Origin of the sequence: Acinetobacter stercoris, from assembly GCF_900323515.1 — a bacterium.
Classification (GTDB): Bacteria; Pseudomonadota; Gammaproteobacteria; order Pseudomonadales; family Moraxellaceae; genus Acinetobacter; species Acinetobacter stercoris.
The window spans coordinates 1-15044 of sequence record NZ_OOGT01000087.1; the positions used below are offsets into that span (position 1 = coordinate 1).

The window sequence follows — 15044 nt, forward strand, 5'->3', positions numbered from 1 at the left end:
TTATTATTCAGGTATTATAATATACTTATAAAAATACCCTCTAAATCAAGAGGGTATATAAAATTATTCAAATGATGATATCATTTACTCAGCTCGAACCTTCAATTCGTAGCCTGTGTATTTGCGGATATTAATTACACCAGTATCCAAAATCAGATACTGACCTTTAATACCTTGAAGTTTTCCGCGAATAATAGGAGTTTTGTCCAAATTATGTGACTTGATTTTTTCAGGATAAGCATCAACAGGATAAACAAATTCACGTGGTAGCTCATCTTCTAAGTATTCAACAGTTTCATTAAATTCCAGATTTTGAGAAAATTCATCGCGAATTGTTTGAATTTTAGGTGCAAATTCTTCAACAAGTTCATTACGGATTTCGACCAGATTGATTGGGTCAGCTTCACCTTTGAGGAGTTTTCGCCAATCCGTTTTATCAGCAACTTGTGTTCCAAACATCGTTTCGAGTTGTCCTGATAGACGGCGAGAACCTACTTTCAGGATCGGTAAAGCTTGAGTTGCACCTTGATCTAACCAACGAGTTGGCATTTGCCCAATACGGGTAATTCCTACTTTTAGAGCACTAGAATTTGCTAGATAAACAATATGTGGCTGAAAACAAACTTCATGTGCAAAATCATCTTCACGGCAAGTTCCTAGATGATAATGGCAGGTCTCAGGTTTCATGATACACATATCACAAGCTGCTTTTGTCTTAAAGCATTTGAAACAATGACCTTGGGAATATGATTTAGGCGTTTTTACACCACAGGATACACAATAGATATTTCCTGTCCATTCCAGTTCAATTTCTTGTCCCAAACTAAATGGAAGTTCAATTTCTGAACGATCTAATATAAATTTATATTCAACATTTGCCTTGTGAGTTTGTTGATCAGTTACACTAAGGTCTTTCAAACCTGCATGCATTTTATGGCAAATGCCCTGTAGTTCCATGTTTAATTACTCACTCAAAATAAAGGTGCTGTTATGGCTGAGCTAAATGTCATCACTTCAATGCTAGACGATTTATCAAAAGAACAGTCAATCACAACAGCACTTTGTATCGGGCAAAATCTTGCCGAATACAGTACAAATCATTTAATTCAATGGCACTATTTTAACTTAACTGAGTTCCTAAGTCTGCCTTTTACTCAACGTTATGATTTAGGATTTGTGTTATTAGATACTCATCAGTTGCGAGATATTTCAGATAATCAAAAATCTCAAATTCTAGTAAAACTACGTGATCTTATGGCAAAACGTATAGTTGTTACATGCCAATTAAAAGATGAGCAATTATTGAGGGCACTAGGATTTACTCAACTGATAGATAAAACATCACATGAAAGTGATTTCGCTTTATGGCAATTTAACATTCTTACTTATAAGCATGTGCCAGATTGGTTTAATTCAAAATTTTGGGCAAATCCAGAAAATTGGGATAAATTTCGTTGGTGATAATGTTTTGAATATAGCGTTAAACTCTTGCAAAAATTAACAATTTGCTTTTTGGTGTGTTTGAAAAATCAAAGTATTCTGTTTGTTAAGTCATAAATTTTATCAGGGAAAACTCATGACAAATCTAAGCAATATTGTAGAAATACTGGCGCAACAAGCATTGGGTGGTCAACAACAATCTGGTCAAGAGCAAGGGGGGCTAGGAGGGATTTTAGGTTCAGTTTTGGGACAAGTCACAGGTGGTCAACAGCAGGCAGGTCAAGGCGGACTAGGGGGAATTCTAGGTTCGGTTTTAGGTCAATTCACAGGTGGTTCACAACAAGGCGGGGGGAGTGCTTTACTTGTCGCTGTAGTTCCACTTATTTTGAACTGGATTCAGGGACAAGGTGGATTACAAGGTGCTTTAGCAAAGCTTCAAAATGCAGGTCTTGGTGGGCAAGTACAAAGCTGGGTTGATCCAGATCAAAGTAATAATGAAGCAGCTGTTGGACAAATTCAGAATTTGTTCAATACTCAGGATGTTGAACAAGTTGCATCACAGGTGAATGTGCCTACAGATCAGGTATACGGTGCAATTTCATCAGTATTACCACAAATCATTGATTCACTTACTCCACAAGGTGATGGTACTGACGATCAGGAAGCAAATGCTGATATTCAAAAAGTTTTGGGGCTGGTTTCAGGCTTTCTAAAATAAATATTAATCATCTAATAAAAAGAGAGCCAAAAGGCTCTCTTTTTTACTTAATATATTGGTTGAGATTAGAAATTATATTCCATACCTACGCCATATACAGTTTTCTTATCATCTTCACCTGGTTTATTCATCCAGTCACGCTTTTGCTGAGCAACTAAACCATAGAAACGTGTTTGTTTGTTGAAGTTATAATCTAAACCAATACCATATTGGTCAATTTTTCGATCATCCATATTATCAGCAGAAGATTTTGCAGACTGATATTGACCTTTAACAGTCCATGGTGTGTTTAAGATATTATAAGTTGCTTGGATTACCCATGCTTTTTCTTCAAGTGATGCAACACTTGAATTTAATTTATTTGCTGTTAAATAGGCAGCTGATGGTGAATCTGAAGGTTCAGCATACTGGTATAATGCACCTAATACAAAACCTGGTAATCCAGCTTTAGTAAAATCATATGAACCAGTGATACGGTATGCATCAGATTCAATATCTTTTAAACCTAATGCATTGTATGCACCTGGCACACCAAAGTTACCTGCTACAGCAGCGGCAAAACCATAATCTTTATTTTCATATGTTAAAGAGGTAGATACTGCATTAAAGCTATCGCGTTCTTTGGTTGTATAGTCTGATGATTTATTTTCACCAGTGATAGCCATAATATTGAACTGTAAACCAGGGACTAATAAGTTTTTATCAGTTTCAAAGCCCACAACATTTTTTGGACGTTCTTCACCATGCATAGTTTTGGTAATATCTAAGTTTGTATCATCATTAAAGATGTCCTGATATTTACCTGCAGCAGTTTTGAAGTATGAATCATAGCTACCAGCTTTTACTGTACCGATGTCTTTAAATTTAAGACCTAAAAAGCGATTTCGTGCACTCCAGTCGGTATCAGAACCACCGTCTTTTCCATCTGTTGCAACTGCCCATTCTGCTTGATATACAACCCCAACTCGGTCAGTAAGTTTTTCTTCACCTTTAATTCCAAGACGAGATGCATTGGAGTTTACTTGAGATTCATCATTCCCCTTGAAATCATTATTATCAACTTGGTTTATTGAAACATTTAGCTTCCCATACAATGTAGGCGCTGCATGCGCTGCGCTTAAGCCTAGTGATGCAATTGCTGCAGCGAGTAGCACTTTTTTCATTGAGATTTCTCCAAAACTGTCAAAAAATGGCGTAAGCCTTATTCGCTCTTGTTTTGGCGAGCAATTTGAACAAAAGATTACAGATGCTCACCAACTTGCTATGCAGTATCTGCAAACTTTATGACAATGAAGTGAACGAAAAGTTACAATTTAATGACGGTTAAATAGTGGAAAAATAAACAAAACTTGTTTGAACGCTTTTTTAAATATAAAAAATGAGGCCTAAGCCTCATTAGAATTTTATACAGGAATTCAAAGTGCTGATTTTATTTTTTCAGCTTGCGCTTTAATTTTGTCAGTGTCGCCCATTGTTGCTGCATGTTTTCCTAGTTCATGAACAGAGCTAGGAATCAGATGAAAGTGTACGTGAGGTACTGTTTGACCTGCTGAAGCACCTGATAGTTGCATCAATACAATACCTTTCGCTCCTAATCCTTTTTCAATTGCTTTAGCAATTTTCTGGACGATCTGGATAGTATATGCAGCATCTTCGCCAGGCAAGTCAAGTAGGGTAATTGCAGGAGTTTTAGGGATAATTAATGTATGTCCTTCGGCTTGCGGCATGATATCCATGAAAGCAAGAACTTTGTCATCTTCGTAGACTTTGATTGCAGGTAATTCACCACGAAGAATTCTTGCAAAAATATTCTGGTCATCGTAAGCCATGATTAACTCCTTAAATTAAATCATTTACAATTCAATTCTTTCTGACGTGCCTTGATTTCGTCAAGTCTTTGTTGCTCTCTTTCTGAAAATTTAGGCTTAGAGGTATAGCAGTTTTCATTCCCAAATTTTGCCTTTGCTTCAGGATCTTTAAAACAGAAACCTTTAGAGGCATAAATGACATTATAGTCATCTTTAAGTTTTTGACATTCTTGTTCAGGTGTTGCAGCAAAACTATTCATTGCAGCAAACATCATTAAACCAGAGAATACACCAATTTTAAGCTTATTCATTTGAACTCCTATCATTTAAGTTGGGTTGTTCGGCTTTTCAATATATAAGATCTAATATTGATTATTCAATGACGAAAAAATTGATTTATCAGGGCTATTTCACAATAGCGGCTAGGTATGAGAGACATTTCTATAAAAATTTCAATTTATTAGATCAAAGGTCTAATAAACACTCGTTTGAAAGATGGAAAAGAATTGAGTTTTTATTCATTTCATATCTTTGTGCAGGTTTTGATCAAGCTTCATGATGTATTTAAATAATGACTAAAATATGAATTTCTTGTATCTAAAAGGAGGTTTATAAATGGCTTTTAATACTTTAATTTTTCATAAAATCTGTATTTAAAAAAATGCATATTCTTTTTTAAGATCAAATAACTTAAAAATAAAGCAGATTAAAAACTACAGAATCATCAACAGATTTTATGAAAATGGAAACGAGTGACCTAACCGTAATATGGCAATAGTCATTCGTTTCATTTATAGGAAAAATAAAAACTAATATTATCCTGAAATATTGAAATTCTATTCGTTTAGCGTAGTTGAGCGTTCAGCTAACCACTGTGTCAATACTGGCCAAAATTGTTCCGCACTTTTTTGACTAGACATCAAACCTAAATGACCACCAGGAATCAGGCTATAACTGACATCATGGCTTTGAGTTAGTGTCGTTAGTGGGCGAACAGCATCTGCTGAAACCATTTGGTCATTTTTTCCAGCACCGACAAAAAGTGAGCATTGGATATTTTTAAGTTCAATTGTTTTACCATGAAGGTAAATTGAACCTTGTTTAAGCGGGTTTTGTAGCCATACATTAAACAACATGTCTTGATTAATCCCACCAGGATAATCAATCATGTGATTTAAAAAATTACCTAAGGTTGCATGTTCATGCAGCATTTGACGGTCATCGAGATTAAGTAAAAGTTGTTTGTGTCCATCAAACCAGCCCTTAGGGTCTAAAATCTTAAAACCGAGTGCATTAATAATGCCTGGAGTATGAATCAACCTGTTCGGAATTTTGCCATGAAACATGGTCTGTTTTAATTTAGGTCTATGCCGGACAAAATGATTTAACCTTTTATAAAGCTTGCCAATACTGCCTGATGCAAAACTATCGATCGGGCTTCCCAGTACAATCAGGTTTTTTACATAATTGGGTTGACGTAGAGCTGTATAAAGCATGACAAAAATGCCAGCCATACTCCATCCATGAAGGGAGATCTGGTCACTACCAGAATGTTCCCGAATTCGATTCACAAAAAATGGAATGGCCTCATCAATGAAGTTAAGAAAATTTAGGTTTTGGTCGTGATAATTTAATTTTCCCCAATCAATTAAATAAACATCAAATCCATGCTCGGTAAAATGTTTGACTAGTGAGCGATATGGATATAAATCGTAAATTGCCATATTGATAGCAAGTGGGGCAACAAAGACCAAAGGTTCTGTATATTTTCGGCTTTGTGAAGGATAGTAACGTGCTTTAGATTTGTGATATTCCGCTACGATATCATATGGTGTGGACTGAGACAGAACGAGAGATTTTCCATTGAAAATACGAGTGGACAAGTTTTTAAGCTTGTTTTGTTGACCTTTCAGTTTATCTTTAACTTGATCCATGTGAGCCATTAGTCCTTTTATTATAAAAGATTGCTCGAAGTCTAAGCGATATTTTCATATTTTACCTTGACCTTAAATACCTTAGACGCTCAAAATGTTGGCAATTATTTACAAACACAGTTCAGGACTGGATTTTTAAGATGAGCCAACAAGACGACATTGAATACCAACTTGATACTTTAGCGATTCGTACAGGTCATACACGTAGTTTTGAAGGTGAGCACGGCGAACCGATTTTTTTAACTTCATCATTTGTGTATGAAAATGCGGCTGAAGCAGCAGCGAAATTCTCTGGAGCAGAACCTGGCAACATTTATTCACGTTTTACGAATCCGACGGTTGCAATGTTTGAAAAACGCTTAGCCGCTTTGGATGGTGGTGAGCGTTGTGTTGCAACAAGTTCAGGTATGGCTGCGATCATGGCAGTTGCAATGTCTTTCTTAAAAACCGGAGATCATGTCATTTGCTCACGTGCTGTATTTGGTTCTACAGTTTCATTATTTGAAAAATACGTCAGCAAATTTGGTGTGGCAGTTGATTTTGTTGATTTGACAGATATAAATGCATGGAAAAATGCAATTCGCCCTGAAACCAAGTTGCTGTTTGTAGAATCACCATCAAACCCGCTATCAGAAATTGCTGATGTACAGGCTTTATCTGATTTGGCTCATAAGAATGATGCACTGCTTGCGATAGATAACAGTTTTTGTACACCTGCTTTACAACAGCCACTGAAATTAGGTGCTGATTTAGTTGTGTATTCAGCAACAAAATATCTGGATGGTCAAGGCCGTGCATTAGGTGGTGCTGTTGTAGGTAGTGATAAGCTGTTGGAAGAAGTTTTTGGCTATGTACGTACTGCAGGACCTTCGATGAGTCCTTTTAATGCATGGGTATTCTTAAAAGGTTTAGAGACTTTAAAATTACGTATGAATGCACATTCAGCAAGCGCACAGAAAATTGCTGAATGGTTACAAACGCATGATAAAATTGAAAAGGTGTATTTTGCTGGTTTAAAAGATCATGTTGGTCATGAGCTTGCAGCGAAACAGCAAAAAGGCTTTGGTGGTATTGTTTCGTTCGAAGTGATAGGTGGGCGTGACAGTGCATGGAAAGTTATTGATAATACAAAATTTATATCAATTACTGGTAATTTGGGTGATGTAAAATCTACAATTACCCATCCTGCAACGACGACGCATGGAAAATTATCACCAGAAGCTAAAGAAGCAGCAGGAATCCGTGAAGGGTTAATTCGCCTTTCAGTTGGACTGGAAGATGCCGATGATATTATTCGCGACTTGTCGCATGGTTTAGATTTGGTCTAATAAATAAACATTATGTTCGGAGAGATGTATGAACATTAATATGCTGATGCAACAAGCCCAGCGCATGCAAAAAGAAATGGAAAGCAACGTTAAAAAAGCGAAAGAAGAGCTTGCTCAAACAGAAGTTCATGCTGAAGCTGGTGGCGGTCTGGTTAAAGTGACCATGACTTGTCGTAACGTGGTTAAACGCATTGAGATTAGCCCGGATCTTTTACAAGATGACCCAGATATGATTGAAGACTTGATAGCAGCTGCAATGAATGATGCTGCACGTCAGGCTGAGAGCATTTCAGAAGAGAAAATGAAATCTGCAAATTCGGGTATGGGTTTGCCTCCGGGTCTTTCAGGCTTATTCTAAGGAAGTATACGTGTTTAGTGACCGTTTTGATCAGTTGGTTCAAGCACTACGTATTTTGCCTAGCGTTGGTCCGAAATCGGCTCAACGCATGGCGTTACACCTGATTATGAAAAATAAAGAAGGTGCAATAGGCTTGGCTCATGCGTTGAATGAAGCAACATCTTATATTCATGAGTGCGAAATATGTCATTCATTAACCGAGAATGATATTTGTGACATTTGTCAGTCTACCGAACGTGATGATCAGGTACTTTGTGTTGTTGAATCACCAGCAGATGTAATGGCAATTGAACAAAGTGGTAGTTTCAAAGGCAAGTATCATGTTTTGGGTGGTCATCTTTCACCACTTGACGGTATCGGACCAGAAGAGATAGGTATTCCTTACCTGATTCAGCGCTTAAGTAGTGGTCAGATCAAAGAGGTGATTCTGGCAACGAATGCAACGGTTGAGGGGCAAGCAACGGCACATTATCTTGTTGAAGCAGCAAAGCATTTACCTGTTCAAATGACGCGTATTGCACAAGGCGTACCACAAGGTGGGGAGTTAGAGTATGTTGATAGTCATACTTTAAGTCAGGCTGTGCATAATCGGATGCGTATGAAATAAAGATCTGAGCCAGATCAAAAGTGTTTTCACCACCACATTATAGCCATGATTGTTTAATTGTTTAGATCATTCAACTTTCTTAAAATGCTCATGGTTACAAGTATGTAGCAATGCGAACAATCTTTAATCGTCAATCATTTTTTCATTGTTGGTTTTCACTATATTTTGCAATAAGAAGTGCCAACAATGTCTAAAATGATAATGTTTTTGTAGTTTAAGTCGATAAAGTGTGGTTTTTTGCGAATATAACGGATATGCTGATTAAATAGTGCGTTCAAAAAAGGATTTTATAAACACAATAAATGAGATTTATACTTATTGTTAAAAAGATTTAAAAAGTATTACATTAGATTGATGTACCTTTTAAAACAAATCTTTATAGAGGAATAGTGGAAAAATCTTATATTTAAATGATATAAATTAGGGTAATATTCTGCTAATTTCAAATTTAAAATTTGACTCGAATCGAGATGTTTCAATTTATCCAACAACAGACTGAACTCACAGATGTTCTGACTTTAATGAGTCAATGCAAAACTTATGGTTTGGACACCGAATTTATTAAGGTTGATACACTGTGGCCGAAATTAGGTGTTTTTCAGGTTAATGTCGATGAGAAAGTGTTTCTATTAGATGGAACAACACTAGATCTGACGCATTTCTGGAGCAAATTGTCTCAGGCTCAACAAAACATTTTTCATGCTTGTAGTGAAGATGTTGATCTGATTTATCATTATTCACAAAATAAATCCTTATCAAATGTTTTTGATACACAAGTTGCCATGTCATTTCTAGGTTATGGTTTACAAGTGAGCTATCAGAATGCACTAAAACAAATGTTGGATATTGATATAGAGAAAGATCAGACTCGTTCAGATTGGTTGGCTAGACCATTAACACCTGAGCAAATGTCGTATGCGGCCAATGATGTACTTTACATTATGCAATTGGCGGAAAAGGTAAAATCAGAGTTACAAAGTAAATATCTCTATGAATGTGTAATTGAAGATTGTGACAGTCTAACGCAAGAAATTGCTGAGGAAACACCATTAGATAAACTTTATCTGGATGTTGGGAATTATAGACATTCACGTCGGCAACTTATGCAATTGCAACAACTTGCAATATGGCGTGAACAGATGGTAAAAGCACTGAATTTACCGCGTAGTTTTATATTGAAAAATTCTACCATGATAGATCTGGTAGAAAAAAATCCAAAAAATAATTTCCAGCTTACCAATATTAAAAATATTCGTCCAAACGTAGTGCGAGAACATGGCAAAACTATTTTGGATCTTTTAAAATTTTTACCAGATAGCCAACAGTGGCCGCTACGTATTGCTCGTCCGATCCGACATTCATCCAAAAATATTACCGAACAAATTGATCTATTGGTTCAGCATGTCGTAAATGAAACTGGTGTTCCTAAAGAAGTGCTTTTACGAAAGAAATGGTTGAATGCACTTTACCAACATGTTGTATTTCATAATGATGATCAGGATTTACCAAGCTATTTGTTAGGGTGGCGCTATGAGTTGTTAACTGAGCCATTGATTCAGTTATTGTCAAAAGATGAAGAATATTTGACGACCCAAATGAAAGTCTACGATTAAATTCTTTTTTTGTTTTTATATTTTATGTTGAAACACGACTGGTGCGTTAACAATCGCTAATGTATCTAGTCTGATTTTGTTGTATCCTGTGATCTAAGTTTATGAGTCCTGTTGTAACAATGCATTGTGATATTTATAAATCGAGCAAAAAAGATGAAATGTATCTTTACATTGCTCGTCCTAATCATACAGATAATGATGAACAAGCTGATCCTTTAGAAGTTGTTCCTGATGCAATAAAAATAGCATTTGGTCGTGCAACTTTTGTAATGAATCTAGAGCTTTCAGAAACGAGAAAGCTGGCACGGGTCAATGTTTTACATGTGCTTGATTCATTACATACGAAAGGTTTTTTCATTCAAATGCCGCCAGAAGGATTAATCAATCCTAATGCAGTAGAACCTGAGGGATTACGTGGTGCGTGAAGATCAGACGGGAATATGGGAAAATCTTGGTTCAATACTGGATGTTATTCCTGAAGATAGTATTGCTGTAGCAGTTTATATTCTCGGTGCTTTGATTATATTGTGGTGTTGGTATGAAATACAAAAACGGTTACCACAGCCTTTAGGTGGTATCACTTGGGTGATTGTTTTTGCATTAATAGCCACGCCCTCTATTTCAGAGGGACCTAATTCATCAGTAGCTCCTGCATTCTTTGGCTTTTTATTTGGTCTTTTAACCAAAGACTCATCACTCATCTGGTCAAATTTATCCCTTATGACTTTGGTTATCGGTTTAGGGCTGGTTATAGGATATTTCTGGTCAAAATATGTTTCTAAAAAGAGCGTTGTCGATAACAGCTCTGCTGTTAAAAGTTCAACACCTCTTTAATAAAAATAAGGTTTAAACATGTCTGTTGATGCTCAACAATTTACTGGAACAGATCAGTACATCGCGACTGATAGTTTAAAACTTGCTGTAAAAGCTGCACGTGCTTTGCAAAAACCGTTATTGGTAAAAGGTGAACCTGGAACTGGTAAAACCTTATTGGCTGAGCAAGTGGCAGAAAGCTTAGGTCTTAAACTTATTACTTGGCATATCAAGTCAACAACTAAAGCTCAACAAGGGCTTTATGAGTATGATGCAGTTTCGCGCCTTCGGGATAGCCAGTTAGGTGATGATCGTGTTTACGATATTAAAAATTACATTAAACCGGGTAAATTGTGGGAAGCTTTTACTAGTAATGAGCGATGTGTACTGTTAATTGACGAAATTGATAAGGCAGATATCGAATTTCCAAATGACTTGTTACACGAACTGGATAAAATGTCTTTCTATGTTTATGAAACATCAGAAACCATCACAGCTTCACAACGTCCTATTGTGATCATTACTTCAAATAATGAGAAAGAGTTGCCTGATGCATTTTTGCGTCGTTGTTTTTTTCATTATATTGATTTCCCGGATGAAGCAACAATGCGTGAAATCATTGCAGTTCATTTTCCAGATATTTCGACAACATTGGTCAATGAAGCTTTACAGATTTTCTTTAAATTGCGTCAGATACCAGGATTAAAGAAATTACCTTCTACTTCTGAACTAATTGATTGGTTGAGTTTACTCATGGCTGATGATATGCCGGAAGATATTCTGAGAAATCATGATAAGAGTAAAGCAATTCCTCCATTATATGGTGCATTGATTAAGAATGAGCAAGATGTACAATTGCTTGAGCGTTTAGCATTTATGTCGCGCAGATAGAAAAACAGAATTTTTGCTTGGTTTGAAATGAAACTGTCGAATATTTTTGACAGTTTTATTTAATAATCAGATTCGTATCAGACATTCTATGAATGCTGATAATTTGACTGTAAATATAAGCACAGAAAATTTCTAATAACGTACCAATATATTTTATTGATATAGCTCTTATGACTCATGCTATAAGTGGGTGACAAGGCTAGCTTGAATTGTATGTGTTTTCGAAAATTTTCATCATGTAAATGTAAACTTAACCAAGCGATTACTGATGGGGTAATACGAACTATACTTTGTGCTGCACAATGTGTCACATTACGGAAAAGCCAGACTTTATTATTTGGGTAATGACGAAATAAGACGCTATCTCGTTGAGGAGTGTACCGGTTTTCTCACCATTGATAACCAGCATAGGTGCGCAATCATTATTAAGTAAGTTCTGCTGATGAAGTGAAAAGGGTATCATGTAAAAACTAAACTGGGTTTTATCAGGCACTGTAGATAGCCGAAGCGCATTAGCGATGATTCCTGATATTCCATTAGTAATGCGTTTATAAAATCTACACCTGCATCAAAGACAGTTATAGGTTCGTCTAATGTAACTGCTGCATCGACTTTATATAATTGTGTTGCTAAATTGAGTTTAAACAAGATACCAGGATCAAAATAGTTGCTATATTTTGTTCGGATATTGATTTTTTTATCGCGGTTATTGAAATGAATTACCAAAATTACTGAGATATAAATTTATTTCAATAACAAAGTATTTGTGGCGTATTGTTATACTCCGTTCAGGATATCCTATTCGTGAACTGTACAGCACTTTACTACTAAGAAACTATCTCTGATAATAGGTATGAGTTTCAATCTTGAAGTTCAAGTTTTTAGATTCTTTTATTGTGGTAGCAGAATCGTAATTTCACGTTCTAACAATTTATTTTATAAAAAGGAATTTATCGCCCATGTTTGTGCGGTTATTTTATACACTCAGAAAGTATGGTATACCAGTTACGACACGTGAATTGATTGATTTAAATCAGGCTGTTAGTCAAGGTTTGGTTTTTGCTGATCAGGATGAATTCTATCAACTTGCAAAAACTATTTTGGTTAAAGATGAACGTTTTTTCGACAAATTTGATCGTGCGATAAAAGATTATTTTGAGGGGATTCAAACCTTTGACTTGGATGAGCTACTTAATCAGGTACATAAACTTCCAAAAGACTGGTTTGATTTAGAACTGATTGAAAAAAACCTGACACCAGAACAACGAGAACAACTTTTAAAAGCAGGCTCATTGGAAGAGCTGATGAAAATGCTGGAAGAACGTTTAAGAGAACAGCATAAAAAACATCAAGGTGGTAATAGGATGATTGGCACGGGCGGGACATCGCAGTTTGGTGCTTATGGCGATCACCCGGAAGGTGTGCGTATTGGTGGACCAGGCCGTAAACGTTCAGCAGTTAAAGTCTGGGAACAGCGCAAATATCAAAATCTGGACGATAATCAAATTTTGGGTACGCGGCAAATGCAGTTAGCTTTACGCCGTTTACGTAAATTTGCCCGTCAAGGTGCTGCTGAAGAGCTTGATATTAACGGTACGATCAGGGAAACCGCAAAACAGGGTATTTTAGATGTGCAGATGGTTCCAGAGCGTCGTAACCGCATTAAGGTGTTAATGTTGTTTGATGTCGGTGGCTCAATGGATTCCTATATTGCCCAATGTGAAAAATTATTTAGTGCGGCAAAAACTGAATTTAAAACTTTAGAATATTTTTATTTCCATAACTGTTTGTATGATTATGTTTGGAAAGATAATTTTCGCCGTTCCTCTACCAGAATGAATACTTGGGATTTATTTAATACCTACGCGAAAGATTATCGGGTAATTGTTGTTGGTGATGCCAGCATGGCGCCATATGAGTTGAAATCGCCTGGTGGTTCGGTTGAATATATGAATGATGAAGCAGGTGATGTCTGGCTGCGTCGGTTACGACAGCATTTTGAAAAAACGGCCTGGTTAAACCCTGAAGAAGAAAATTACTGGCATTATACTCAAACAATTGGTTTAATTAAACAAATCTTTGAAGATCACATGTATCCTATGACTCTAAAAGGTATAGAAGACATGACAAAGTATTTAGCGAGATAGTACGAGTAAGTAATAGTAACAAGGGGATAATATGCAGTATCAGATGAATGGCATCGCGCTACCTAATGAAGATGGATTTTTTGGTGAATATGGTGGCCAGTTTATCCCTCCACATTTAAAAGAAGCAATGGATGATATTAATGTTGCTTATGAAAAAATTCGTCAAACTCCAGAGTTTCAAAATGAACTAACTGAATTATTTACTCATTATGTCGGGCGACCTAGTCCATTATTTCATGCTAAACGCTTATCTGATCAGTTAGGTGGAGCACAGATTTATTTAAAACGTGAGGATTTAAATCACACTGGTGCACATAAAATCAATCACTGTTTAGGTGAGGCATTACTTGCCAAGTATATGGGTAAAACCAAAGTGATTGCTGAGACAGGTGCGGGACAACATGGTGTAGCTTTAGCAACGGCCTGTGCACTGGTTGGTATTCCTTGTGAAATTCATATGGGGCAAGTAGATATCGAAAAAGAGCATCCAAATGTTGTCAAAATGAAAATTTTGGGTGCAACTCTTATTTCTGTTACGCGTGGTACAGCAACGCTCAAAGATGCGGTAGATAGTGCTTTTGAAGAATATTTAAAAGATCCTGAAAACTTTATCTATGCTATTGGTTCAGTGGTTGGCCCCCACCCATTCCCAAAAATGGTTCGTGATTTTCAGTCGATTATCGGTGATGAAATAAAACAACAGACACAAGAGCGTTTTGGAAAACATCCAGATTATGTTGTGGCATGTGTGGGTGGTGGATCAAATGCAATGGGTGCTTTCTCGGCTTTTTTAAATGATCCTGATGTAAAGCTGGTTGGTGTTGAACCTGCTGGTCATGGGTTGGATACTGATATGCACTCAGCAACGCTGACCTTGGGCAAGCCAAGTGAAATACATGGAATGAAGTGTTATGTATTGGAAAATGAGCAGGGTGAACCTTTACCAGTACACTCGATAGCATCAGGTCTAGATTATCCTGGCGTTGGACCTCAGCATAGTTTTCTAAAAGATCTTGGACGAGTTGAATATAGTACCGCAACCGATCAGGAGTGTCTGGATGCTTTCATGACTTTATCTCGTGTAGAAGGTATTGTTCCCGCACTTGAAAGTTCACATGCAGTGGCATGGGCACTCAGGGAAGCGCCTAAAATGTCTAAAGAACTCAAAATCGTGGTGAATTTATCTGGGCGTGGAGACAAAGATTCAGACTATGTCGCAGAGAAGCTAGGTTTGAATTAACATTCTGTTTCAACTAAAAAAGCCAGTTTTGTAAACTGGCTTTTTTTATTATTGATTGAAAATCAATCTATTTAATCAGCTATTATTTTTATAATTCATCATGTATTTACCAATTATAGCTTTTGGATGAGTAACCTCTTATAAAAT

Annotated in this window: 16 protein-coding genes; 11 read left to right on the forward strand and 5 right to left on the reverse strand. The window is 36.5% G+C overall.

What is annotated here, in order from left to right:
- Positions 1–84: 84 nt before the first annotated feature.
- Positions 85–957, reverse strand: coding sequence for a DUF2797 domain-containing protein (locus KPC_RS10425; protein WP_121974316.1), 873 nt, complete (start codon positions 955–957; stop codon positions 85–87).
- A 33-nt stretch (positions 958–990) separates the two neighbouring features.
- Between KPC_RS10425 and KPC_RS10430 the strand changes: the two genes are divergently transcribed.
- Entirely contained in the window at positions 991–1461 is a 471-nt protein-coding gene (locus KPC_RS10430; RefSeq protein WP_121974317.1) for a DUF6231 family protein, read from the forward strand.
- A gap of 115 nt (positions 1462–1576) precedes the next feature.
- On the forward strand, positions 1577–2158 hold the full coding sequence (locus KPC_RS10435) for a YidB family protein (RefSeq protein ID WP_121974318.1): 582 nt from the start codon (positions 1577–1579) through the stop codon (positions 2156–2158).
- Between the two features lie 65 nt (positions 2159–2223).
- Here KPC_RS10435 and KPC_RS10440 read toward each other — a convergent pair whose 3' ends face one another.
- The 4 genes from KPC_RS10440 to KPC_RS10455 all read right to left on the reverse strand — a co-directional run bounded on the left by KPC_RS10440 (position 2224) and on the right by KPC_RS10455 (position 5900).
- A complete protein-coding gene (locus tag KPC_RS10440; protein ID WP_121974319.1) occupies positions 2224–3321 on the reverse strand; it encodes a porin in 1098 nt (365 codons plus the stop codon).
- Positions 3322–3573: 252 nt separating this feature from the next.
- Entirely contained in the window at positions 3574–3987 is a 414-nt protein-coding gene (locus KPC_RS10445) for an HIT family protein (RefSeq protein ID WP_121974320.1), read from the reverse strand.
- A 20-nt stretch (positions 3988–4007) separates the two neighbouring features.
- Positions 4008–4277, reverse strand: a complete 270-nt coding sequence (locus KPC_RS10450) for a YARHG domain-containing protein (RefSeq protein ID WP_121974321.1) — start codon at positions 4275–4277, stop codon at positions 4008–4010.
- A gap of 525 nt (positions 4278–4802) precedes the next feature.
- Positions 4803–5900 carry an alpha/beta fold hydrolase gene (locus KPC_RS10455; RefSeq protein ID WP_121974322.1) on the reverse strand — a complete coding sequence of 366 codons (1098 nt, stop codon included), beginning with the start codon at positions 5898–5900 and terminating at the stop codon, positions 4803–4805.
- Between the two features lie 140 nt (positions 5901–6040).
- Here KPC_RS10455 and KPC_RS10460 point away from each other — a divergent pair, with 140 nt between their 5' ends.
- The 9 genes from KPC_RS10460 to trpB all read left to right on the forward strand — a co-directional run bounded on the left by KPC_RS10460 (position 6041) and on the right by trpB (position 14897).
- Entirely contained in the window at positions 6041–7228 is a 1188-nt protein-coding gene (locus KPC_RS10460) for an O-succinylhomoserine sulfhydrylase (protein WP_121974323.1), read from the forward strand.
- Positions 7229–7256: 28 nt separating this feature from the next.
- The gene (locus KPC_RS10465; RefSeq protein WP_121974324.1) at positions 7257–7586 is read left to right on the forward strand and encodes a YbaB/EbfC family nucleoid-associated protein; all 330 of its coding nucleotides are present in this window, start codon (positions 7257–7259) and stop codon (positions 7584–7586) included.
- A gap of 10 nt (positions 7587–7596) precedes the next feature.
- The gene (recR, locus tag KPC_RS10470) at positions 7597–8193 is read left to right on the forward strand and encodes a recombination mediator RecR (RefSeq protein WP_121974325.1); all 597 of its coding nucleotides are present in this window, start codon (positions 7597–7599) and stop codon (positions 8191–8193) included.
- Between the two features lie 470 nt (positions 8194–8663).
- Positions 8664–9806: a ribonuclease D gene (locus KPC_RS10475; RefSeq protein ID WP_121974326.1), complete on the forward strand. Its 1143-nt coding sequence runs from the start codon at positions 8664–8666 to the stop codon at positions 9804–9806.
- A 119-nt stretch (positions 9807–9925) separates the two neighbouring features.
- Positions 9926–10231, forward strand: a complete 306-nt coding sequence (locus KPC_RS10480; RefSeq protein ID WP_121974327.1) for a YcgL domain-containing protein — start codon at positions 9926–9928, stop codon at positions 10229–10231.
- Positions 10221–10640: a hypothetical protein gene (locus KPC_RS10485; protein ID WP_121974328.1), complete on the forward strand. Its 420-nt coding sequence runs from the start codon at positions 10221–10223 to the stop codon at positions 10638–10640. The genes KPC_RS10480 and KPC_RS10485 overlap by 11 nt, the downstream gene beginning before the upstream one ends.
- Positions 10641–10658: 18 nt before the next feature.
- Positions 10659–11510: an AAA family ATPase gene (locus KPC_RS10490; RefSeq protein ID WP_121974329.1), complete on the forward strand. Its 852-nt coding sequence runs from the start codon at positions 10659–10661 to the stop codon at positions 11508–11510.
- Between the two features lie 959 nt (positions 11511–12469).
- Positions 12470–13657, forward strand: a complete 1188-nt coding sequence (locus KPC_RS10500) for a vWA domain-containing protein (protein WP_121974331.1) — start codon at positions 12470–12472, stop codon at positions 13655–13657.
- Positions 13658–13688: 31 nt separating this feature from the next.
- Positions 13689–14897: a tryptophan synthase subunit beta gene (gene trpB / locus KPC_RS10505; protein ID WP_121974332.1), complete on the forward strand. Its 1209-nt coding sequence runs from the start codon at positions 13689–13691 to the stop codon at positions 14895–14897.
- Positions 14898–15044 lie beyond the last annotated feature (147 nt).

What these genes read in the sequence shown, in the direction of transcription:
- KPC_RS10425 (WP_121974316.1), bottom strand. Translation starts at nt 957, where the DNA reads ATGGAACTACAGGGCATTTGCCATAAAATGCATGCAGGTTTGAAAGAC.
- KPC_RS10440 (WP_121974319.1), bottom strand. Translation starts at nt 3,321, where the DNA reads ATGAAAAAAGTGCTACTCGCTGCAGCAATTGCATCACTAGGCTTAAGC.
- KPC_RS10430 (WP_121974317.1), top strand. Translation starts at nt 991, where the DNA reads ATGGCTGAGCTAAATGTCATCACTTCAATGCTAGACGATTTATCAAAA.
- KPC_RS10480 (WP_121974327.1), top strand. Translation starts at nt 9,926, where the DNA reads ATGCATTGTGATATTTATAAATCGAGCAAAAAAGATGAAATGTATCTT.
- KPC_RS10455 (WP_121974322.1), bottom strand. Translation starts at nt 5,900, where the DNA reads ATGGATCAAGTTAAAGATAAACTGAAAGGTCAACAAAACAAGCTTAAA.
- KPC_RS10445 (WP_121974320.1), bottom strand. Translation starts at nt 3,987, where the DNA reads ATGGCTTACGATGACCAGAATATTTTTGCAAGAATTCTTCGTGGTGAA.
- KPC_RS10465 (WP_121974324.1), top strand. Translation starts at nt 7,257, where the DNA reads ATGAACATTAATATGCTGATGCAACAAGCCCAGCGCATGCAAAAAGAA.
- KPC_RS10490 (WP_121974329.1), top strand. Translation starts at nt 10,659, where the DNA reads ATGTCTGTTGATGCTCAACAATTTACTGGAACAGATCAGTACATCGCG.
- trpB (WP_121974332.1), top strand. Translation starts at nt 13,689, where the DNA reads ATGCAGTATCAGATGAATGGCATCGCGCTACCTAATGAAGATGGATTT.
- KPC_RS10460 (WP_121974323.1), top strand. Translation starts at nt 6,041, where the DNA reads ATGAGCCAACAAGACGACATTGAATACCAACTTGATACTTTAGCGATT.
- KPC_RS10500 (WP_121974331.1), top strand. Translation starts at nt 12,470, where the DNA reads ATGTTTGTGCGGTTATTTTATACACTCAGAAAGTATGGTATACCAGTT.
- KPC_RS10450 (WP_121974321.1), bottom strand. Translation starts at nt 4,277, where the DNA reads ATGAATAAGCTTAAAATTGGTGTATTCTCTGGTTTAATGATGTTTGCT.
- KPC_RS10475 (WP_121974326.1), top strand. Translation starts at nt 8,664, where the DNA reads ATGTTTCAATTTATCCAACAACAGACTGAACTCACAGATGTTCTGACT.
- KPC_RS10435 (WP_121974318.1), top strand. Translation starts at nt 1,577, where the DNA reads ATGACAAATCTAAGCAATATTGTAGAAATACTGGCGCAACAAGCATTG.